General features: G+C 69.2%; 16 protein-coding genes. 7 read left to right on the plus strand and 9 right to left on the minus strand.

All coding sequences use genetic code 11. The features are described 5' to 3' along the window. Positions 1-144: 144 nt before the first annotated feature. The 5 genes from ABZ319_RS15335 to ABZ319_RS15355 all read right to left on the minus strand — a co-directional run bounded on the left by ABZ319_RS15335 (position 145) and on the right by ABZ319_RS15355 (position 7,368). Complete coding sequence (locus ABZ319_RS15335) at positions 145-1,128, minus strand: aldo/keto reductase (RefSeq protein WP_354987080.1); 984 nt, start codon at positions 1,126-1,128, stop codon at positions 145-147. A 209-nt stretch (positions 1,129-1,337) separates the two neighbouring features. Beyond that, on the minus strand, positions 1,338-2,555 hold the full coding sequence (gene speD / locus ABZ319_RS15340) for an adenosylmethionine decarboxylase (protein WP_354987026.1): 1,218 nt from the start codon (positions 2,553-2,555) through the stop codon (positions 1,338-1,340). An 8-nt stretch (positions 2,556-2,563) separates the two neighbouring features. Further along, positions 2,564-3,679: a type III PLP-dependent enzyme gene (locus ABZ319_RS15345; RefSeq protein WP_354987081.1), complete on the minus strand. Its 1,116-nt coding sequence runs from the start codon at positions 3,677-3,679 to the stop codon at positions 2,564-2,566. 178 nt (positions 3,680-3,857) lie between these two features. Continuing rightward, positions 3,858-6,368, minus strand: coding sequence for a DUF3516 domain-containing protein (locus tag ABZ319_RS15350; protein ID WP_354987027.1), 2,511 nt, complete (start codon positions 6,366-6,368; stop codon positions 3,858-3,860). A 46-nt stretch (positions 6,369-6,414) separates the two neighbouring features. Next, on the minus strand, positions 6,415-7,368 hold the full coding sequence (locus ABZ319_RS15355) for a PAC2 family protein (protein ID WP_354987028.1): 954 nt from the start codon (positions 7,366-7,368) through the stop codon (positions 6,415-6,417). A 201-nt stretch (positions 7,369-7,569) separates the two neighbouring features. Between ABZ319_RS15355 and ABZ319_RS15360 the strand changes: the two genes are divergently transcribed. Further along, positions 7,570-8,247, plus strand: coding sequence for a DUF5642 family protein (locus ABZ319_RS15360; protein WP_354987029.1), 678 nt, complete (start codon positions 7,570-7,572; stop codon positions 8,245-8,247). A 69-nt stretch (positions 8,248-8,316) separates the two neighbouring features. On the opposite strand, the gene ABZ319_RS15365 is transcribed toward ABZ319_RS15360, so the two are convergent. Both ABZ319_RS15365 and ABZ319_RS15370 read right to left on the minus strand, forming a co-directional pair. Then, positions 8,317-8,832, minus strand: a complete 516-nt coding sequence (locus ABZ319_RS15365; RefSeq protein ID WP_354987030.1) for a hypothetical protein — start codon at positions 8,830-8,832, stop codon at positions 8,317-8,319. A 165-nt stretch (positions 8,833-8,997) separates the two neighbouring features. After that, on the minus strand, positions 8,998-9,942 hold the full coding sequence (locus ABZ319_RS15370; protein WP_354987031.1) for a WYL domain-containing protein: 945 nt from the start codon (positions 9,940-9,942) through the stop codon (positions 8,998-9,000). Between the two features lie 95 nt (positions 9,943-10,037). Between ABZ319_RS15370 and ABZ319_RS15375 the strand changes: the two genes are divergently transcribed. Together ABZ319_RS15375 and ABZ319_RS15380 are read left to right on the plus strand one after the other, a co-directional pair. Next, positions 10,038-10,460, plus strand: a complete 423-nt coding sequence (locus ABZ319_RS15375; RefSeq protein ID WP_354987032.1) for a VOC family protein — start codon at positions 10,038-10,040, stop codon at positions 10,458-10,460. A 753-nt stretch (positions 10,461-11,213) separates the two neighbouring features. Further along, positions 11,214-12,422, plus strand: a complete 1,209-nt coding sequence (locus ABZ319_RS15380; RefSeq protein ID WP_354987033.1) for a DUF4192 domain-containing protein — start codon at positions 11,214-11,216, stop codon at positions 12,420-12,422. 20 nt (positions 12,423-12,442) lie between these two features. Here ABZ319_RS15380 and galE read toward each other — a convergent pair whose 3' ends face one another. Together galE and ABZ319_RS15390 are read right to left on the minus strand one after the other, a co-directional pair. Continuing rightward, on the minus strand, positions 12,443-13,423 hold the full coding sequence (gene galE / locus ABZ319_RS15385; protein ID WP_354987034.1) for a UDP-glucose 4-epimerase GalE: 981 nt from the start codon (positions 13,421-13,423) through the stop codon (positions 12,443-12,445). 3 nt (positions 13,424-13,426) lie between these two features. Then, positions 13,427-14,113 (minus strand): iron dependent repressor, metal binding and dimerization domain protein, encoded by a 687-nt coding sequence (locus ABZ319_RS15390; RefSeq protein ID WP_354987035.1) that lies wholly within the window; start codon positions 14,111-14,113, stop codon positions 13,427-13,429. A gap of 218 nt (positions 14,114-14,331) precedes the next feature. Here ABZ319_RS15390 and ABZ319_RS15395 point away from each other — a divergent pair, with 218 nt between their 5' ends. The 4 genes from ABZ319_RS15395 (at position 14,332) to ABZ319_RS15410 (ending at position 21,726) form a co-directional block, all read left to right on the plus strand. Beyond that, entirely contained in the window at positions 14,332-15,570 is a 1,239-nt protein-coding gene (locus tag ABZ319_RS15395) for an acetoin utilization protein AcuC (protein ID WP_354987036.1), read from the plus strand. 49 nt (positions 15,571-15,619) lie between these two features. Continuing rightward, on the plus strand, positions 15,620-18,292 hold the full coding sequence (locus ABZ319_RS15400; RefSeq protein WP_354987082.1) for a GNAT family N-acetyltransferase: 2,673 nt from the start codon (positions 15,620-15,622) through the stop codon (positions 18,290-18,292). Between the two features lie 78 nt (positions 18,293-18,370). Beyond that, on the plus strand, positions 18,371-21,139 hold the full coding sequence (gene ppc, locus ABZ319_RS15405) for a phosphoenolpyruvate carboxylase (RefSeq protein WP_354987037.1): 2,769 nt from the start codon (positions 18,371-18,373) through the stop codon (positions 21,137-21,139). Positions 21,140-21,255: 116 nt separating this feature from the next. Then, positions 21,256-21,726, plus strand: a complete 471-nt coding sequence (locus ABZ319_RS15410) for a hypothetical protein (protein ID WP_354987038.1) — start codon at positions 21,256-21,258, stop codon at positions 21,724-21,726. Positions 21,727-21,728: the final 2 nt, after the last annotated feature.

Genomic DNA, 21,728 nt, shown 5'->3' on the forward strand with positions numbered 1-21,728 from the left:
CCCCCGAATCAGTGGAGCGTTGACGCAGCGACTGTAGCGAGTCGCCCCGACAGTCGCCGGATCACCCGATCCCCGGCAATCATGTTCCGCCCCTTGCCCGCTGTAACCGGCCTTCCACCAATCTGTTCCGGGGGCCCGGAGGCGCTACTTCCCGGCCGCGCGGGCCAGCTCTTCGGGATAGCGGGCCCCGGCGACGGCGCCGGCCGGTGCGGCTGCTTCGATTCGTGCGACATCCTCGGCACTCAGTTCGATATCGAGTGCTGCGACATTCTGTTCCAGGTAGGAGCGGCGTTTGGTGCCGGGGATCGGCACCACGTCGGCGCCTCGACTCTGCACCCAGGCCAGGGCCAACTGGCCCGCGGTGACTTCTTTTTCGCCCGCGAGCGCGCGCAGCGTGTCGACGATCTCGAGATTGCGGTCGAGGTTGCCCTCGGCGAATCGCGGGAGGCGTCGACGCATATCGTCGGCGGGCAACTCGTCGGCCGAGGTGATCGAGCCGGTCAGGAAGCCGCGTCCCAGCGGCGAGAACGGAACCACACCGATGCCCAATTCTCGGCAGACGGGCAGGATCTCGGCCTCGATATCGCGGGTCCACAGCGACCACTCGCTCTGCAGCGCCGTGACCGGATGCACCGCGTGCGCACGCCGAATCGTCGCCGCCGACGCCTCGGAGATACCGAGATGGCGCACCTTGCCCGCGGTCACGAGTTCGGACAGCGCACCCCAGGTCTCCTCCACCGGCACCGCCGGATCCACCCGATGCTGGTAGTAGAGGTCGATATGATCCACCCCGAGTCGCGTCAGCGACGCGTCACAGCTCTGCTTGACATAGGCCGCGTCACCGCGCGCCCCCATGCTCCCGCCCTCGCCCCAGACGATGCCGAACTTCGTCGCCAGCACCACCCGATCCCGGCGGTCGGCGATGGCCCGCCCGATGAGGCGCTCATTGGTCTCGGGCCCGTAGACATTCGCGGTATCGAGCATGGTGACGCCCAGATCCAGGGCCCGGTGAATGGTGGCGATCGACTCCGCGTCACTGTCGCGAACGCCATACGCCTGGCTCATCCCCATACAACCGAGCCCCTGTGCGCCGACCCGCAGTTCGCCGAGCATCCTGGTCGCGATCATCCGTGTGTCCTCCTTGGCGTCGTGGTGAGTCGTGCTCACCACGACGACGCTACGACCTGGAGCGCACTCCAAGTCAAGCGCTCGCCGGCGTCGATTCCGGTCGGTACGCCGCCCGGACCGACGGCGGGCATGCGCCGGTTCGCGGACGACGAGAAGGCCCGCACGGATCGAAAATCCGTGCGGGCCTTGGTTGCTCGTGATCGACCGAACTAGCCGACCGTCGCGCCCACGCGCAGGGCGTGGGGCTCGATGGCGCCGCGGACCAGGGCCCGCTCGTCGATCGTCTCCGCCTTGTAGGGCAGGGTCGGCAGGGTGGCGGTCATCTTGGCGACCGGATCCTCGATGGCCTTGGGGGTACCGAAGATGAAGGTCCACTCGTGCTCGTCCGAGACGTAGGGGACCACGGTCTCGAACAGGTTGTGGAAGCGGGTCCACGAACGCTTGAGGGTTTCGTTGCGCCACATGGTCTGACAGCCGGCCTGGGCCGCGAGCACGCCGCCCTCGGCCAGGATCGCCTTACAGCGATTGAGGAAGTCGTCCTCGTACAGGCGGTTGTGCTGGGCATCCTCGACGCGCTCGTCCGGCAGGTCGATGCAGATGAGGTCGTAGCGGGTGCCCGCGGCCTCGGCCTTGGCCAGGAAGTCCCAGCCGTCGGCGTAGTGCATCTTGATCGGGCCGGTCTGCGCGACCGCCTCGGCCAGATCCGCCTGCGAGTAGCCGTAGGGCAGGTGCTCGGCGCACAGCTCGACCTCTAGCTGATCGATGTCGACGTGATCGACGAGCGTGGCGCCCGCCGCGGCCGACATCTGCGAGGCGACACCCTCACCGGAACCGATGATCAGCACCTTGTCCAGCTTCTCGGCCAGCGCGTACCCGGGGACCAGCATGGCCTCGTGGTAGGTGAGCTGGGAGAACTCGGTGGACTGGCGATCGTCGTCGGAGAACAGGGACCGGCCCTGCTCGGTTTCGGCGATCACCATGTGCTGGAACGGGGTGTTGGTGTCCACGATGACCTCGGACATGTTCCACACCCGGGTCAGACCCTCGCCGACCGGCTCATGGATCCGGCGCGCGGCGTGCCCGCGCTGGATGACCTCCATGTTGACCGACTTCGGGGCGAGCTCGGCCTGCAGCAGCTCCACGGCCTTGGTCGCGCCCGCGCCGATGCTGCCGCAGGTGAACACGTCGACGAAGATGTCTCCGGATTCGGGGTAGGTGTGGATCGAGGCGTGGGACTCGGCCAGTAGAGCCAGGATGGTGACACCCTGCGGCTCGAACTGCTTGCGCACGACATCACAGATGGTCACCCCCGCGGCGACCAACGATTTTCGAAGTGCGGCTTCGAGTCGTTCGAGGTCGTCGCAGAGGGCCGCGTCGACACCACCGAACTCGGCCAGCACGTGCCAGCCGGTGAATTCTGCCGTCATGGCTAAACTCACTCTCGCTCAGCGCCGATGACATGAACAGTCAAAGGCGGAAAACCGTTGAAGGACACCGACGAATAGCTCGCCGTATATGCGCCGGTCTCGAGGATCCGAATGGGATCACCGGCTCGCAACGTGGTCGGTAAGAGGACACGCGTGCGCTGATACAGTACATCGTCGCCGTCACAGGTCGGACCGGCGACCACCACCTCGTCCATCGGATCGCCGTCGCGATCGGTCTGGAAGCGGTAGGCGATGTACTCGTTCTCGGTTTCGGCCATGCCGTTGTAGCGGCCGATATCGAGGTATATCCAGCGCCGCCCGTCCGGCGCCTGGCGAACATTGACCACCTCGCCGTGGATCACGCCGGTGTTACCCACAAGGGCGCGACCGGGTTCCACGATGAGAGCGGTGTGTTCCGGGAGATGGCGGGCGGCGGCAGCGGCGATGACCGCGCCCAGCTCGTCCACGCCGGGGGCCGCGTCGGCGTACGAAATCGGCAGTCCCCCACCGATATTCACCGCCTTCACGGGAATGTCCTTGGCCGCCAGCGCTTCCGCGATGGCACCCGCCTGTTCGATGCCGATCTGCCAGGCGATGGGATCGAGTTGCTGCGAACCCACATGGAAGTACGGACCGGCGATCGTCAGTCCCAGATCGTGCGCGCGCACCAGCAGTTGCACGGCTTCGCCCGGGGCGCAGCCGAACTTGACGCCGAAGGGCGTCTGCGAGGCCGGGGCCGAGGCCAGGAAGCGGAGTTCGATCTCCGCGCCCGGCGCGTGCTCGGCGATCCGGACCAGATCGTCCTCGGTGTCCGAGGCGAAGCGCCGGACGCCGGCCGCGTGCGCGGCGGCGATGTGGGCGGCCTTCTTGATCGGGTTGCCGTAACACATGACGGCCGGATCAACCCCCTGCGCGAGGCAGAGCTCGATTTCCCCGACGCTGGCGACATCGAACTCCGCGCCCTCGTCGTTCAGTAGCCGGATGATCTCCGGCACGGGACTCGCCTTGACGGCGAATCGGATTCGGGCCGAAGGTAGTGCGGCTTGCAGCGCGCGGTAATTCGCGCGGACCCGGTTCAGGTCGATGACCAGACAGGGCGACTCGGGCGGGTTTGAAACGGACAATCTAAGGGAACTCCCCACTGTTCGGGCTGCCGAAACGGCCTCGGGCAACAGTGGGCGACAATAGCAGCGCCGGGGCCCGGAAAACGAACCGAAGAACCATCGACTTCGTCACCCCACCGCACGAAACCGCCACAAAACCGACGAGAACCCCTAGGCTGGATCGTCGGTCTCCGGGCGCTCAGCCCGCCGTGACGCTCAGCTCATCGAAGACCACTTCACCCGCCGCGTCGGATTCGGCCAGGTCAACAATGGCGTCCACGGACCAACCATGATCGCCGGCCGGATCGTCCAGCACCTGGCGCACATGCCAGAAACCCTCGCGCTGCTCAACCTGGAAAAGTTTCGGCCCGCGCGCGTTGGGACCGGTCCGGATTTCGTCGTACTCGGCGAAGTACGGCTCGAGTTCGCCCTCCCAGTCCACCTCGTCGCCGAAGTCCTCCAGGGCCGCCCAGCGTTGCAGCGCCAGCAGTTCCACCCGGCGGAACAGCGCGTTGCGCACCAGCACCCGGAACGAGCGCTCGTTGGCGGAGATGGGCCGCACGCCCTCCGCGCCGAAGGCGATCTGTTCGGTGTCGGTCTCCGCGCCCGGATTGGTCAGCTGCTCCCATTCGTCCAGCAGGCTGGAGTCGACCTGGCGGATCAGCTCGCCCAGCCATTCGGTGATGTCGTCGAGCTCCTCGGTGCGGGCCTGCTCGGGCACCGTGCGCCGCAGCGCCCGGTAGGCGTCGGCCAGATAGCGCAGCACCACGCCCTCCGACCGCGCCAGCTCGTACTGCGACACCAGCTCGGCGAAGGTCATGGACCGCTCGACCATCTCCCGGACCACGGATTTGGGCTGCGGCTCGAACTCCGACACCCAGGGATGACCCGCCTTGTACGTCTCGTACGCCGGGTAGATGAGCTCCTGCGCGAGCGGTTTGGGCCAGGTCACCTCCTCCAGGAGCTCCATGCGCTCCTCGTACTCGATGCCGTCGGCCTTCATCTCCGCCACCGCGATCCCGCGCGCCTTGTGCTGCTGGCCCATCAGCAGCTGGCGCGGATTCTCCAGCGTCGCCTCGATCAGGGTGATGACGTCGAGGGTGTAGGTAGGGGACTCCTTGTCCAGCAACTCGAACGCGGCCAGGGCGAACGGGGACAGCGGCTGATCGAGCGCGAAATCACGCTGCAGATCCACCATGAGCCGCGCGTGCCTGCCGAACTCGTCCGGCTCGTCGAGCTGCTGCACCACACCCGCGTCCCGCAGCGCGCGATAGAGCTTGATGGCCTTGAGGATGTGTTTGCGCTGGGCCGCGCGCGGTTCGTGGTTGTCCTCCAGCAGATGCCGCATGGCGTAGAAGCAATTGCCCTTGCGCGCAATCACATTGAGCAGCATGGCGTTGGTGACGTTGAACCGCGAGACCATGGGCTCGGGGGAGGCCGCGACCAGGCGGTCGAACGTCTCCTCGGACCAGGACACGAAACCCTCCGGGGGCTTGCGCTTCTGAACCTTCTTGAGCTTCTTGGGATCGTCGCCGGCGCGGGCGATGAGCCGGGCGTTCTCCACCTCGTGGTCCGGCGCCTGCACCCACACGCTGCCCATCGTGTCGAAGCCCGCACGACCCGCACGGCCCGAGATCTGATGGAACTCACGGGCATTGAGCCGGCGGGTGCGCACCCCGTCGTACTTGGTCAGGCCGGTCAGCAGCACGGTGCGAATCGGCACGTTGATGCCGACGCCCAGCGTGTCGGTGCCGCACACCACCTTCAGCAGTCCGTCCTGGGCGAGTTTCTCGACCAGTCGCCGGTACTTGGGCAGCATGCCCGCGTGGTGCACGCCGATGCCGTGCCGGATGAAGCGCGAGAGCGTCTTGCCGAAGCCGGTGGCGAACCGGAACTCGCCCAGCGCGTCGGCGATCGCGTCCTTCTCGGCCTTGGAGGCGAAGTTCACGCTCATCAGGGCCTGGGCGCGCTCGATGGCCGCGGCCTGGGTGAAATGCACGACGTACACCGGCGCGAGGCTGGTGGTGACCAGATCCTCGAGGGTCTCGGTGATCGGGGTCTTCACGTACGAAAAGCTCAGCGGCACCGGGCGTTCGGCGCCCGAGACGACGGCGGTGTCGCGTCCGGTGCGGCGCTCGAGATCGGCGGCGAAGAAGTCGACCTCGCCGAGAGTCGCCGACATGAGCAGGAATTGGGCGCCGGGCAGCTCGATGAGCGGCACCTGCCACGCCCAGCCGCGATCCGGATCGGCGTAGTAGTGGAACTCGTCCATGATGACCTGGCCCACGTTGGCGCTCGGGCCCTCGCGCAGTGCGAGATTGGCCACGATCTCCGCCGTGGCGCAGATGATCGGCGCGTCCGGGTTCACCGCGGCGTCACCGGTCACCATCCCGACGCGATCCGCGCCGAACACCTCGCACAGCGCGAAGAACTTCTCGCTGACCAGGGCCTTGATCGGTGCGGTGTAGTAGCTGCGCTGCCCGCGATTGAGCGCGGCGTAGTGCGCGCCCAGCGCCACGAGGGACTTACCCGATCCGGTCGGCGTCGCCAGGATGACGTTGGCGCCGGTGAACAATTCGAGCAGCGCCTCCTCCTGCGCCGGATACAGGGTCAGGCCCTGGCTCTCGGTCCATTCGGAGAAGGTCTCGTACAGCCAATCCGCTTCCACATCGGGGACGGCTTGATCGGGGACGAGTTCGGATAGCTGCACGCCCCTACGTTAGTGGGTGCGCACCCGCCCCGAGTCCAGCGACCGGCTACCGCAGTTCGCCGCCCTCGGGTCCGCCGCTCTCGCCGAACCCGCCCTGCTCGGCCAGGAAGCGCTCGAACTCCGCGCCCAGCTCGTCGGGGGTGGGCAGCTCGGCGTCCGGGGCCAGCAGGCTCGACTGCCGCTCCTGCGCGGTGACGAAACTGTCGTACTGGCGCTCGAGCGCGTGCACGACCGTCTCCACCTCGGAGTTGCCCGCGATGTGCTCGTTGACCTGCTCGCGCACGCGCGCGGCCGACTCGCTCAGCGCCGCCAGCGGCAGTTCGAGCCCGGCGTTCTCGGCCACGTTCTCCAGCAGGGTCTGCGCGGCCTCGGGGTAGGCGGTCTGGGTCAGATAGTGCGGCACGTGCACCGAGAAGCCCACCGACTCCTGACCGTGCTGGGCCATGCGGTACTCGAGCAGCGAGGACGCGCTGCCGGGCACCTGCAGCTCACCCGGCCAGCGCTGATGGTCGCCGATGAGGTCGCTGTTGCTGGCGTGCGCTGTCACCCCGAGCGGGCGGGTGTGCGGAATCGCCATGGGGATCGCGCTCAGGCCGATGGTGCGGCGCACCCCGAGCTGCTCGGACAGCATGCGCACGGCGGTGACGAACTTCTCCCAGCGCAGATCCGGTTCCAGCCCGGACAGCAGCAGGAACGGGGTCCCGGCGGTGTCCTTGAGCGCCCAGAGATTGAGCTCGGGCTCGGTGTAATCGGAGAAGTGATCGGTCTTGAACATCATCAGGGGCCGGCGCGAGCGATAGTCCAGCAATTCGTCCATGTCGAACGAGGCGACGAGTTCGCTCTCCAGGCTCTCCCGCAGATGGGTGGTGGCCAGGCGCACCGCGTGACCGGCGTCGGTGAAGCCCTCCAGTCCGTGCACCAGCACGGGGCCGGAGCCGTCGGCGGATGACAGCTGCGGAGCGGGGAACTCCAGCTCGTACATTCGCGACTCGTAGTCCATCGCGTACTCCTTCCTGCGTGGCCCACCTTCGCGACCAAGTCCCATTGTCTCTCATACGCGGTCCCACATGCGCCACGGGCCGTCCACTGCCCGCACCTCGGCTGCAACACGCCGGACCGGGACACGCATTCCCGGCGGGGGTGCACGCGGCGTGGCAATCGGTGTGAACAGCCGAATTTCGGCATAGTGGACGGAGTGACCGTGACTGCATCAGTACGCGCCGGGGGAGTCGCGGTCCTGGGGTTGCTCGTCGTGGCCTGCGGAACCACCGTCTCCGGCCAGCCTATCGCCGCCAAGGGCCCCGCGACGGCGGTACGGGCCGATAGCGACCTCACTCGGTTGCTGCCCGAGGCCTCGAAGTTCCCCGGCCGGTACGAGGTCGTGGAGTTACCGCCCGGCGCAGCCGACCAAGCGGCCCATGATCTGGACGGAATTCTGCCGGGAGCGAACGTCGAACCGGGCGCCTGCGTGCCGCCCGTTCCCGCGGCGGGACCCGCGGTCGCCGTCGGCACCGACGACGCCACCCGTGCGACGCTGACCGTGGAACTCATCCGCATCGATCAGCCGCTGTCGAAACTGCGAGATCAATTGCAGCGCTGCGGCACCGTGACGGTCGAGTACGCCGGGACCACCGCCACCGTCACCACCGAACTCGACCCGCCGCCGCCCCTGGACGCGGATGACACGCTCGCCCTGCGCCGTACCGTGCGCTCCGAGAACGGGAGTTCGGGACTGACGCGCAGCATGCAGACGCTGCTCGGGCAGGTGGGTCAGGTGCGGATCAACGTCACCCATATGTCCTACGGGGAGGCCGAACCCGATGCCGAGGCGCTGGATTCGCTGTTCACCGCCGCGGTGAGCAAGGTCCGCAAGGGCTGAGTCGTCGCGGACCCGGGTCGATCCCCCGGAAGAGCCGGCCCCTGCCAGACCCGGCTCCCGGTGGGCGAATCAGCAGCCGGAGCCGGAAGCGCCCGAACCCGAACCGACGGAGCCCGTGGTCGAACCGGTGTCGCCGGGACCGCTCAGGGCCGAACCACTGCCGTTGGAACCGGTTCCGCCCGAACCGGAATTGCCCGAACCGCTGGGCAGCAGGCCGCACAGCGTAGCGCCGCCGTTGCCCACCGAGTAGGTGATGCTGGACAGGGAGCCACTGTGGCGCGCGCTGATGGTGTGCATGCCGGTGGTGGCCGGATGCCATTCGATGGAGGCGACGCCGTTCCAGTTGGGCAGCGCCTTGCCGACGAAGACGCCGTTGACCGACACCTCCACCTCCGAAAGCTTGCCGAAGCCGTCGGTCTCGACCTGGATGGTGCAGCCGGCGCTCACGCCACACTGCTGGCCGGGGGTGAGCCCGACGACGGTGACGCCGTTGATGCCCGCCGCGGCCGGACCGGCCAGTGCGGTGAGGGTTGCCGCCGCGGTGACACCGAGCATGCCGAGTGCCTTGGAGCGTGTTCTGCTCATTGCGTACTTCCTTCCGGCACCTTCGGTGGTGCCGGGCGGACTGTAACAGCGGGACAACTGGTCATTAGGTGAAATCAAAAGTGCTGCAATATCATTCGGTATGCCTATGACTGTGCAGCGGCTTTTGGGGGCTTTTGCCGGGGCGGTTTCGGAGCTAGCCCGCGCCTAGCCGTTCGGGTACGCCGCAGCCAGCTCCGCACCCAATCGTCCCAGCTCAGCGCGTACGGACTCGGGTTCGAGCACCTCCAGTGCCGTGCCCCAGCCGGCGAGTTGCTGGGCGATCATCAGGGCTGTCGGGGCGGAGATTCGCACCCGGATCCGGCCGTCCGGAGCCGGGCCCTCGACGACGCAGTGCCGACCCTGGCGATCCTGCAGGACCGGCAGCAGCCGGGCGGGCACGAGGACGGTCGCGGCCAATGTGGAACGATTGCTTTCCATTTGCTCGACCACCTCCGACCAGGCGGCGGAGAGGTCGAAATCGGCGGGGCGGTCCGAGTTTTCGGCGGTGATCCGGACCCCCGTCATGCGGTCCACGCGGAAGGTGCGCCGTCCGCGTTCCGTGCCCGCGATCAGGTACCAGATGCCGTCCTTGTCGACCAGGCCCCACGGGTCGGCGGTCCGCTCGGTGCTGACGCCGGTGCGCTCGTAGGTGAACGCGACCCGGCGGCGGCGCACCACGGCCGCCTGGAGCAACTCGACCTCTTCGGGGGTCCGGTCGTCGAGTTCGCCCCATCCGGCCGCGTCGACGATGATCGCACCCGCCGCCGCTTCGGCCTCGGAACGGAAGGACTGCGGCAGGGCGCGCATCAGCTTGCGCAGGGCGGTCCTGCTCGCCAGCGTAGCCGTGGTCATCGGCCCGAGCAGCAGGAATAGCGATTGGGCCTCGGCGGCGGTCAGGCCCGTCAGATCGGTGCGTGCGCCGCCCACCAGGGCCCAGCCGCCCCCGCGTCCCGGCTGCGGATACACCGGGATGCCCGCGGTGGACAGCGCCTCGAGGTCGCGGCGCGCCGTCGCGACCGACACCTCGAGCTCGGTCGCGACCTCGGCGGCCGTCACCCGGCCGCGGGTCTGCATGAACAACAGGGTGGCCACCAGACGATCCGCTCGCATGAATTCCATACTGCCCGTAAAAGTGCTCATTCGGTGCTCACTTTGGCGGAGATGCTTGGTTCATCGACATCGACACCGCTAGAAGGAGCACCGACATGCTGCGTGGAATGGCCACCGTGAACTACTTCGCCGACGACCTCGAGGCCGCCAAGGACTGGTACGCCGAACTGCTCGGCGTCGCACCGTATTTCACGGTGCCCGGCGGTTACTACGAGTTCCGGATCGGCGACTACCAGGCCGAACTCGGCATCATCAACCGCAAGTACGCGCCCACCCGCCCCGATCAGCCGGGCGGTCAGATCCTGAACTGGCACGTCGACGACATCGCCGCGGCCTTCGAACGGCTGCTCGAGCTCGGCGCGACGGAGTACGACCCGATCACCGAGCGCGGGGCGGGCACCGGCTTTGTCACCGCGTCGGTGGTCGACCCGTTCGGCAACGTGCTCGGCATCATGTCCAATCCGCACTACCTGGACATTCTCGCCGGGATCAAGGGCGCGGCGGCGGACGGGGCGTAAGGGGTGCCGCCGATTCCGGTGCCGCGCACCGGAATCGGCACGCTACGCGATTGCCCGGGGGGAGGGGCGAGAACTGCCCGGTCAGAGCCTCTTCCATTCGGATGCACATGAAAAACGTTGCGTAGTAATGCTGTTCATGCATCAATTAGCCCGCTCCGGAGCAGGTCGGGATGATCTTCCTGCCGGTCCGAATCGTGAGCTTCGAAGTCGGCCGTCGCGCTGCCGGATCGACCGCTTCGGACGATCCGTCCGCCGGGATCCGGCCGTCCGATCGGGGTCGTTCCCGCGTGGATTCGCGGACGGTAACAGCGGGTACCGACAACTTCCGCGTCCCCGATCTTGTCCCGCGCCGAGTGACCCACACTCGCCACGATTTCCACAGGCCCCGGAAAACCGCAGGTGAGCGCCGAAGGCTCGAGAGCCCGCCCCCGCATCCTCGATCGCATGACACAACCCGCCGAATCCACCCCACCCCGTCCCGCCGCCGCCCGGCCGAGTCCGCGCCAACCGGGCGGACCCGGGCCTGCCGCCCCCGGCCTCGCGGCCCAGTCCCGGGGAGCCCCGGTTACCCCGGGAACGCCTGTCCTCCACTCGGACCCGGTACTCGGCGAACTGCCCGACGGTACGGATAGATCCGGCAGTGGCACGGACGGATCCGGGTGGGGCACGGACAGATCAGGCATCGGACGCGCGGACGGGGCCGGTCCCGGATCCGGCCCCGGTGATGCCGCCGCCGGTGTCGCGGAGTCCGGTGTGCCGGGCACCGGCGACAGTGTCGTCGAATACGGGCCCTCGGACATCGGATCGGCGGAGTTCGAGGCCGCGAACGCGGAGCGGGTCATCGACGCGGTCAGCGCCGGGGCGGTGGCGCTCGGATCGCTGCCGCACCTGCGGGATCCGGGGGATTTCATCGCGGCGGTGCCCGCCATTCTGGGGTTCATGCCCGAGCGGTCGCTGGTGGTGACCGTGCTGCGGGCCACGCCGGAGCAGCCGAGTATCGCCACGGTCGACGTGGTGGCGCGCATCGATCTGGACGATTCGGGGCGGGCGGCCACCGCGGAGATAGTCGAGCGCGTGGCCGGAATCTGTGTGCGAAACACCGCGAGTGCGGTGCTGGCGCTCATCATCGACGATCGCGCCACCCCGCCCGGAGACCGGCAGCGCGGAGTTCGGGCACGGCGGCATCGAGATCTGGTGGGAGCGCTCGAACATCGGCTCGACGCGGCGGCGCTACCGCTCGCGGGCGCGTGGGCCGTCAACACCATCGGCGTGGATATGCCCTGGTGGAGTGTGTGCGAGCCGGTGCGGCGGGGCAGGCAACCCGATCCGGCGGCCTCGCTGGTCACGCTGCGGCAGGTGCTGGAGGGCCGGCCACTGCGCGCGTCGCGGGCGGAACTCGCCGAGTCGGTCGCGGTGGACCGGGTCCTGCGCGACCGGGTGCGTGCCGCGCTGCCCGCCGCCACCGCGGCCGCCGCGCAACGGCTCGCCCGGGCGGTGCGCCGCGGCGAACCGGACGCCTATACGCGCGAGGAACTCCGGAAAGTGCTGCGGCAACTGGTGAACATCGAGGCCGGCGCGTGCTTGGACGGCGGCGAACTCGCGGAGCTGGCGGGTGCGCTGCGGGCGACGGCGGTGCGCGACATCCTGTTCGGGCTCATGCCCGGCAGACACGCCGACGCCGCCGAAGCGCTGTGGCTGCGCCTGACCCGCGCACTCCCGGACCCGGATCGAGCGGAGGCGGCGATGCTGCTGGGGTACGCGGCCTACGTCCGGGGTGACGGCCCGCTCGCCGGTGTCGCATTGGAAACCGCCCTGGCCTCGGACCCCGGCCACCGCCTGGCCGCGCTATTGGACATCGGCCTGCAGACCGGGATGCACCCGCACCGCCTGAACAAGCTGGCGGCGGCCGGCCGGGAAGCCGCCGCGGATCTCGGCATCGCGCTCGATTCGGAGCAGCCGTGAGGACCCGCGGCGACCTTCGATCAGCGTGCGCTGTGCGCGCGGTCGCCCAGCGCGCGCAGGAAATCCCACGCGTCGGACACGATGCCGTCGAGATCGGTGTGCTCGGGCCGCCAGCCGAGTTCGGCGATCGCCTTCTCGCTGGAGGCGATGAGCACCGCCGGATCGCCCGCCCGCCGGGGCGCGTCGATCGCCGCGATCGGCAGGCCGGTGACCCGCTCGCACGCCGAAATCACCTCGCGCACCGAGAAACCGGTACCGCTGCCGAGATTGAAGATGCGGTGCTTGCCCGGCTGCGACTGTGCCAGCGCCAGCAGATGCGCCTGCGCCAGATCGCGAATGTGGATGTAGTCGCGCACCGCGGTGCCGTCCCCGGTCGGGTAGTCGTCGCCGAAAACCGAGATCGACGCCCGATGGCCCAGCGCCGTTTGCAGCACCAGGGGGATGAGATGGGTTTCCACCGCGCGGTTCTCGCCGAGCCCGGCGTAGGCGCCGGCCACGTTGAAGTACCGCAGGCTGGTCGCGGCCAGGCCGTGCGCGGCAGCGTACGAGGTGATGGCGTAGTCGATCGTAAGCTTCGAGGCCCCATACGGATTGGTCGGCGCCTTGGACGCCTCCTCGACGATCGGCACCTGGTCGGGCTCGCCGTATACCGCCGCTGTGGACGAGAACACCAGCCGCGGCGTGCCCGCAGCGCGCATGGCCTCGAGCAGGGCGAAGGTCTTGACCACATTGCCGTGCCAGTACTTCTCCGGCTGCACCACGGACTCACCGACCAGCGACTGCGCCGCGAAATGCAGCACACCGTCGAAGGATTCGGACCCGATCAGTTCCACGCCGGCCGTGGCGATGTCGCCCTCGACGAACTTGGCCCCGGCCGGGACGCCATCGGCATTGCCGGTGGACAGATCATCGACGACCACGACCTCGTGGCCGTCCTCGAGCAGTACCTGCGCGCACACGCCACCGACGTAGCCCGCGCCTCCGGTCACCAGAAGCTTCAAGGGTCAGACCAACTTCACCTGGACGGCGTGCGCCATCTCTTCGGACAGTTCATAGCCGTCGTGGCCGGGAACCACAATGACCACCGAACCCGGACGGGTCTCCACGGTCACGCGCGCGTCCGGCACCACGCCGGCCTCACGCAGCTGGCCGATGATCTCGGGATCGGTCTGAATGTGCTCGGACAGACGGCGAACCACGACCGCGGCGGTCTGACCGGACGGCAGATCCGAGAGCCGGACCAGCTTCTCCGGCGCGTCCGAGGCCGGCGTCACACCCAGCTCGTCCAGCCCCGGGATGGGGTTGCCGTACGGCGAGGTGGTGGGGTGATTGAGCACCTCGATCAGGCGGCGCTCGACTTCATCGCTCATGACGTGTTCCCAGCGGCACGCCTCGGCGTGGACGTTCTCCCAGTCCAGGCCGATGATGTCGACGAGCAACCGCTCCGCGAGCCGGTGCTTGCGCATGACCGAAACGGCCATCGCCCGGCCCTTGTCGGTCAGCTCGAGATGACGATCACCGGCGACGGTCAGCAGCCCGTCCCGCTCCATCCGCGCTACCGTCTGGCTCACCGTGGGACCGCTCTGCTCGAGGCGCTCGGCGATACGCGCGCGCAAGGGCGTGACGCCCTCCTCCTCGAGGTCGTAGATGGTACGGAGATACATCTCCGTGGTGTCGACCAGATCCTTCACCTGTATAACCCCTTCGTCGGCACGAATTCTACCCATGCACGGCGGCTCAACCGGGCGCCAGCTTATTTCGCGAATGCCGGGAGAACATCGAGGACGGCCTGCGTGTTCCCTACGGGTTTCCCGCGTCACAGCCGCGCGGCTCCGGTATGAGGGACGCTTTGCCCGAGCAGCGGTGTCTCACAGCCTACGAATCCCCCCGACGCACTAGCGTGGCAGGTATGCCTGGCCCCGCGCGTGGAGACGGAACCGTTGTCTGGACAGATCGGTTCCTGGATTACACCTGGACGCCCGAGCATCCGATGCGACCGGTCCGGCTGCAGTTCACCATGGCGCTGGCGGAGAATCTGGGCCTGCTCGACGGGGTGGAGACGCTCGACCCCGCGGCCGTCGGGGACGCCGAACTGCTGCGGGTGCACACCCACGACTACGTGGAAGCGGTCAAGCACGCACAGCAGCCGCCCGGTGCGCCGCCCGCCGCGCCGCCATACGGCCTGGGCTCGGCCGACAACCCGGTCTTTCCGCGCATGCACGAGGCGGCCTCGGTGATCGTCGGCGGCACCCTGGCCGCGGCGCGGGAGATCGCGGCCGGGCGGACCAGGCGCGCGGTGAGCATCGGCGGTGGCATGCATCACGCCATGCCGGCGGCCGCCGCCGGGTTCTGCGTGTACAACGATGTGGCCGTGGCGATTTCGTGGCTGCTGGACAACGGCTTCGACCGCATCGCCTACCTCGACGTCGACGTGCACCACGGGGACGGCGTGCAGCGCATGTTCTACGGCGACCCGCGCGTGCTGACGCTGTCCATCCATCAGCATCCGGCCACGCTGTGGCCCAACACCGGCTGGCCGGAGGAGACCGGGATCGGCAAGGCCGAGGGCACCGCCATCAATCTGCCCATCATGCCCGGCACCCGGGACCAGCTGTGGCTGCGCGGGTTCCACGCCGTCGCCCCCGGCGCCCTGGCCGCGTTCCGGCCGCAGATCGTGATCAGCCAGTGCGGGGTCGACACCCACCGCGAGGACCCGCTCGCGGATCTGGAACTGAGCGTGGACGGGCAGCGCGCGGCGTTCATCGCCATGCGCGAGCTGGCCGACACCTACGCCGAGGGCCGCTGGCTCGCGGTCGGGGGCGGCGGCTACGGGCTGATCCGGGTCGTGCCGCGGGCCTGGACGCATCTGCTCGCCACCGCGCTGGACCGGACCATCGACCCCGGCACCGTTATTCCCGGGCAATGGCGGGAACTGGTAGGGGCCTATGCACCCACCGTCGCCGCGCCCGAAACCATGGGCGACGGCGCCGACACCGACTACGAACGCTGGGAGGGTCCCGGCGGCGGCCGGGAAACCGGCGACGAACGCGCCGACCGGGCCCGCCGCGCCCTGGACGTATCCGTATTGGCCACCCGCCGAGCGACTTTCGGGCTACTCGGCCTGGATCCGGAGGATCCCCGTGACTGACGCCGCCGACCCCGCCCTGCCGGGCGGCCCCGCGCCCGCACCGCCGCCGGTGCCGGATTCACCCGGGACGCCGGTGAATCCGCCGCTGCCCCCGCAGCACTGGTTCGCCGACGTCCTGGCCTCGGACGGCGGTGTCGTCCGGCTGGGACCCATCACCCCCGAGGATGCCCCGGCGCTCGAGCGTTTCCACTCCCGGCTCTCGGACCGCACACGGTACCTGCGCTACTTCGGGCCCTACCCGCGCATGACGCCCAAGGACCTGTGGCGCACCACCCACGTCGACTATCACGATCGCGTCGGCCTGGTCATCGAACTCGGCGAGGACATCATCGGGGTCGGGCGCTACGAGTACCTGGCCGAGCGCACCGGACCGCGCGCCGCCGAGGTGGCCTTCGTGGTCGCCGACGAACATCAGGGCCGCGGCCTGGGCTCCATCCTGCTCGAGCATCTCGCCGGCGCGGCGGCCGAGCACGACATCGAGTCCTTCGTCGCCGAGGTGCTGGCCGAGAACAACGGCATGGTGCAGGTGTTCCGCGACGCCGGATACCAGGTGCAGCGCAGCCGCGACGGTTCGGTGCTGCACCTGGAGTTCGACATCGACCCCTCCGAAGCGCTGCAGTCCGTGCGGGATTCGCGCGAGCGCGCCTCGGAGGCGCGCAGCGTCGGCAACCTGCTCGCGCCCAAGTCGGTGGCCGTCATCGGCGCGACGCCCTCGACCTCGCGGGTGGGCGGCGCGGTACTGGCTAATCTCCTCTCGGGGGCCTATCAGGGCCCGGTCTTCCCGGTGAGCCGCACCCGGCGGGCGGTGCGCGGCGTGCGCGCCTATCCGACCGTGCGCGAGGTGCCGGATGAAGTGGATCTGGCGGTGATCGCGGTGCCCGCCGCCGAAATCGGTTCCGTCCTGGACGATTGCATGGCCAAGGGCGTCAAGGGCCTGGTCGTGCTGACGGCCGGATTCTCCGAGACCGGCCCGTCCGGCCACACCGCCGAACGCGAATTGCTGGAGGCCGTGCGCGCGCACGGCATGCGCGTGGTCGGGCCGAGCGCGCTCGGCATCGCGAACACCGATCCCGAGGTCGCGCTCAACGCCACCCTCGCCCCGGTGCTGCCCGGGCGCGGCCGTATCGGATTCTTCTGCCAGTCCGGGCCTTTGGGCGCGGCCATCCTGGGTGAGGCGGCGGCGCGGCAGCTGGGTCTGTCCACCTTCGTCTCGGCCGGCAATCGCGCCGACGTGTCCGGCAACGACCTGCTGCAGTACTGGGACAGCGATCCGGGCACCGATGTGGTGCTGCTGTACCTGGAGACCTTCGGCAACCCGCGCAAGTTCTCCCGGATCGCGCGCCGGGTGGCGCGCACCAAACCCATTGTGGCGGTGAGCAGCGGCCGCAACGTGGTGCGGATCGAGGGGGAGCACGACCTCGACCGATCACTGGTGCGCAATCTCTTCGCCCAGGCGGGCATCATCCAGGTCGACTCCATCACCGAACTGTTCGACTGCGCCATGCTGCTGGCCTATCAGCCGCTGCCCGCCGGCCCGCGGCTCGCGGTGATCGGCAATAGCGCCGCGCTGAACTGGCTGGCGGTCGACGCGGCCCGCAACGAGGGACTGGTCGCCGGGGATCCCACGCACCTGGGCCCGCAGGCCGGGCCTGGGGACTACCTGACCGCCGTCGCCGCGGCCGTGACCGACACCGCGGTGGACGCGGTCATCGTCATCTACTCGCCGCCGGTGCCGACCGCGGTGGCGGCCTTCGCCGAGGCCATTCGCGCGGGCGCGCACACCGGCCCGGACACCCCGGTGCTGACCACCTTCGTCGCCGATCAGGGCATGCCGAACCTGCTGGCCACCCGCGGCGAGGGCGGCATGCTCGAACGCGGATCGATTCCCTCCTACGGTGATCCCGAACGCGCGGCCCGGGCGCTGGCGCGGGTGCGGCGCTACGCGGACTGGCGCACCCGGCCCGCCTCGCCCATCGCCCGCCCCGGTGGCGTGGACACCGCCCGGGCGCGCGAACTCGTCGCCCGCTGGCATGCCGAAGCCGCGCACTGGCTTTCGGACCTGGAAGCGGCGGAACTGCTGGGCTGCTACGGAATTCGGGTCGTGGAATTCCGGGAGGCGCGCGACGCCGACGACGCCGTGGCCGCCGCCGAGGAACTCGGCTTTCCGGTGGCCGCCAAGGCGACCGGGGAGATCTGGCGCAACCGGCCCGATCTGACCGGGGTCCGCCTGGATCTGTGGCGGCCGGACGAGGTGCGCCGCGCGCACACCGAACTGGCCGAGATCTCCGGCAATCCCGTGCACATCCAGCGGATGGCCACCAAGGGCCTGGGCTGCGGGTTCCGGGTGCAGGACGATCCGTCCTTCGGCTCGGTCATCAGCTTCGGGCTCTCGGGCACCATCATCGATCTGCTCGGCGACCGGGTGTACCGGGCGCTGCCGCTGACCGAGGCCGAATCGGCCGAACTCATCGACGCGCCCCGTGCCGCGCCGCTGCTCTCGGGCACGGTGCGCGGCCGCGACATCGGCAAACCCGTGGATCGGGCGGCCCTGGCGGAGCTGGCACAGCGCATCTCGGCGCTCTGCGACGATCTGCCCGAGGTGCGCGAGTTGCAGTGCGAGCCCATCATGGCCTCACCGGACAGTGCGGCCGTGCTGTACGCGCGGGTCCGGATCGGGCCCGAACCCAATCGGTTCGACATCGGCCCGCGCCGCATGGTCTGAGATAAGGCAACACGGGACGGCAACGCGGCCGGGGCACAGTCACATTCGAACAATCGTCGGCTTGGAGAGGTGATCGTAGTGCGGGAGAACCAGATCGAGACAGCTACAGCGACCGCGCCACTGCGCGACGACATTCGGTACCTGGGCGGCATTCTCGGGGACACCATCCGCGACCACGAGGGCGCGGAGGTGTTCGATCTCATCGAGCGGGTGCGCGTCGAGGCGTTCAAGGTGCGGCGTTCGGAGGTCGATCGCAGCGCGGTCGCCGACATGCTGCGCGACGCCGACATCGGTACCGCCATTCCGGTGATCCGCGCGTTCAGTCACTTTCTGCTGCTGGCCAATCTGGCCGAGGATCTGCAGCGGGACCGGCGGCGCGCGGTGCACGTGGCCGCGGGGGAGCCGCCGCAGGATTCCAGCCTGGCCGCGACCTATCGCAAACTCGACGCCGCCGGGCCCGACGGCGATCTGGTGGCCGACCTGCTGACCGACGCCCTGGTGTCGCCGGTCATCACCGCGCATCCCACCGAGACCCGGCGGCGCACGATCTTCGACGTGCAGTCGCGGATCACCGAGCTGATGCGCCGGCGGCAGCGTTACGACGAGCACGAGCCGGAATTCGCCGAGATCGAGGTCGATCTGCGACGGCAGGTGTTGCAGCTGTGGCGGGCGGCGCTGATCCGGCTGGCGCGCTTGCGCATTCAGGACGAGATCGAGGTCGGCCTGCGCTACTACGATCTCACGCTGTTCGACGTCATCCCGCGCATCAACGACCAGGTGCGCGCGGCGCTGCGGGCCCGCTGGCCCGAGCACGAACTCCTGTCGCGGCCCATTCTGCGGCCCGGCTCCTGGATCGGCGGGGACCGGGACGGCAATCCCTACGTGACCGCCGAGGTGGTGCACCGAGCCACCCACCGCGCGGGTTCGGTTGCCTTCGACCGGTATTCGAAGTCGCTGGTGGAGCTGGAGAAGACGCTGTCGCAGTCGGCGCGGCTGGTGCCGGTGACCCCGGAGCTGGCGGCGCTGGCCGACGCCGGATTCGATGATTCGCCGCAGCGCGCCGACGAACCCTATCGGCGGGCGATTCGCGCCGTCCGGGCCCGGCTCAGCGCCTCCGCGCGCCAGGCGCTGGGCGAGATCCCGGTCGAGGGCATCGATGTCGCGGCCGAACCCTATTCCGGGCCGGAGGAATTGCTGGCCGACCTGAACACCGTGGACGCGTCCATGCGCGCCTCCGGGGACGGGCTGCTCGCCGATGATCAGCTCGCCGCGCTGCGCGGTGCGGTGGAGACCTTCGGTTTCCATCTGCAGGGGCTGGATCTGCGCCAGAACTCGGAGATGCACGAGGCCGTGGTGGCCGAGCTCTTCGCCTGGGCCGGAGTGCATTCGGACTACGCGAGCCTGAGCGAACCCGAGCGGGTCGAATTGCTGGCCGCCGAACTGAGCACCCGCCGGCCGCTGGTCGGCCCGAACGCGCACCTGAGCGAACTCGCCGCCAAGGAACTCGGGGTGGTGCGCGCGGCCCGCGCCGCGATCGCCGACCTGGGCCCGGATACGGTGCCCAACTACATCATCAGCATGTGCACGTCGGTGAGCGACATGCTCGAGGCCGCGCTGCTGCTCAAGGAGGCGGGCATCCTCGATCCCGGTGACGCGGCTACCCCGCCGGCCAGTCCCGTCGGGGTGGTGCCGCTGTTCGAGACCATCGACGATCTGCGGCACGGCGCGGAAATCCTTTCCGCCGCAATGGAAGTGCCCGCGTACCAGCGACTGGTGGCGGCGCGCGGGCGGCAGCAGGAGGTGATGCTCGGCTACTCCGACTCCAACAAGGACGGCGGTTACCTGGCGGCCAACTGGGCGCTGTACCGCGCCGAACTCGATCTGGTCGAGGCCGCCCGCAAGACCGGAATTCGCCTGCGCCTGTTCCACGGTCGCGGCGGCACCGTGGGCCGCGGCGGCGGCCGCAGCTACGACGCCATCCTGGCCCAGCCCGCCGGCGCCGTGCGCGGCTCGCTGCGGCTCACCGAACAGGGCGAGGTCATCTCCACCAAGTACGCCGATTCCGGTGCGGCATACCGCAATCTGGAGGCCCTCGTGGCGGGCACCCTGGAATCGACCCTGCTCGATGTGGAGGGCCTGGGCGGGGACGCCGAACCCGCCTACGAACTGCTCGACGAACTGGCCGAGCTGGCGCGCCGGGCGTACGCCCGCCTGGTGCACGAGACCCCCGGATTCGTCGAGTACTTCCGAGCCTCAACCCCCATCGCCGAGGTCGCCGACCTGAACCTGGGCAGCCGCCCCGCCTCCCGCAAGCCCACCAATTCGGTGTCGGACCTGCGCGCCATCCCCTGGGTCATGGCGTGGAGCCAGTCGCGGGTGATGCTCCCCGGCTGGTACGGCACGGGCACGGCCCTCGAGGAGTGGATCGCCGGAGACCCCGGCCGCCTGGCCACCCTCGCCGACCTGCACCGCCGCTGGCCGTTCTTCCGGACGGTCATGTCCAACCTGGCACAGGTCATGGCCAAGGCCGACATGGACATCGCCGCCGCCTATTCCGAACTGGTCCCCGACGAGACCCTGCGCGCCACGGTCTTCGGCATGATCCGCGACGAGTTCGCCCGCACCGCCCGGATGCACGCCGCGATCACCGGCGCCGACGACCTCCTGACCGACAACCCCGCCCTGGCCGAGTCGATCCACAACCGCTTCCCCTACCTGGAACCCCTGAACCAGCTCCAGATCGACCTGCTGCGCCGCCGCCGTGCCGGCGACTCCTCCGAACTGGTGGAACGCGGCATCCTGCTGACCATGAACGGCCTGGCCACCGCCCTGCGCAACTCCGGCTAACGCCGTGGCCCCGGTAATTCGGGGCCACGGATTTGGTGAAAGCACTATGTTTCATAGTTTGTGAAACGTTAGCGTTCATCGACCCCGAGTCTCTGGGGAGATGAACAGGAGTTTCGATGAAGACCAGTGCCAGGCTCGGCCGTGGGATCGGCTGGGGTGTTCAGGTCGCGGCCACCGTCGCGGCCGTCAGTTTCGTGATGGCGCCGAACGCGTCGGCCGATATCACCTCGGTCGACGTGGAAGGGCTCGGCGACGGGGACGCCGTCGTCGGGCAGCTGTACTACCTCACCGCCACCATCGACGCCGAGGACGGGCTGGGGAACAAGCCCGAGGTGACGTTCCTCAACGGGTCCAAGTGCCTGGGCACGGTGACGCTCTCGTCGGCGAGCCAGCAGGCGCGCCTGGCGTGGGTGCCGACCAAGGCCGGGCGGGCCTCGATCTTCGCCAAGCAGGGCTTGGACAAGGACTGGGTCACCATCACCGTGGTCGACGCCCCCGCCGGGACCAAGCCGGCGCCGCAGCCGAGCAACCCGGGCTGCGCCGCCGGTGAGGGCAGCGTCGACACCGGCAGCGCGGGCTCGTCCTAGCC

Origin of the sequence: Nocardia sp. NPDC005978, from assembly GCF_040614455.1 — a bacterium.
Classification (GTDB): Bacteria; Actinomycetota; Actinomycetes; order Mycobacteriales; family Mycobacteriaceae; genus Nocardia.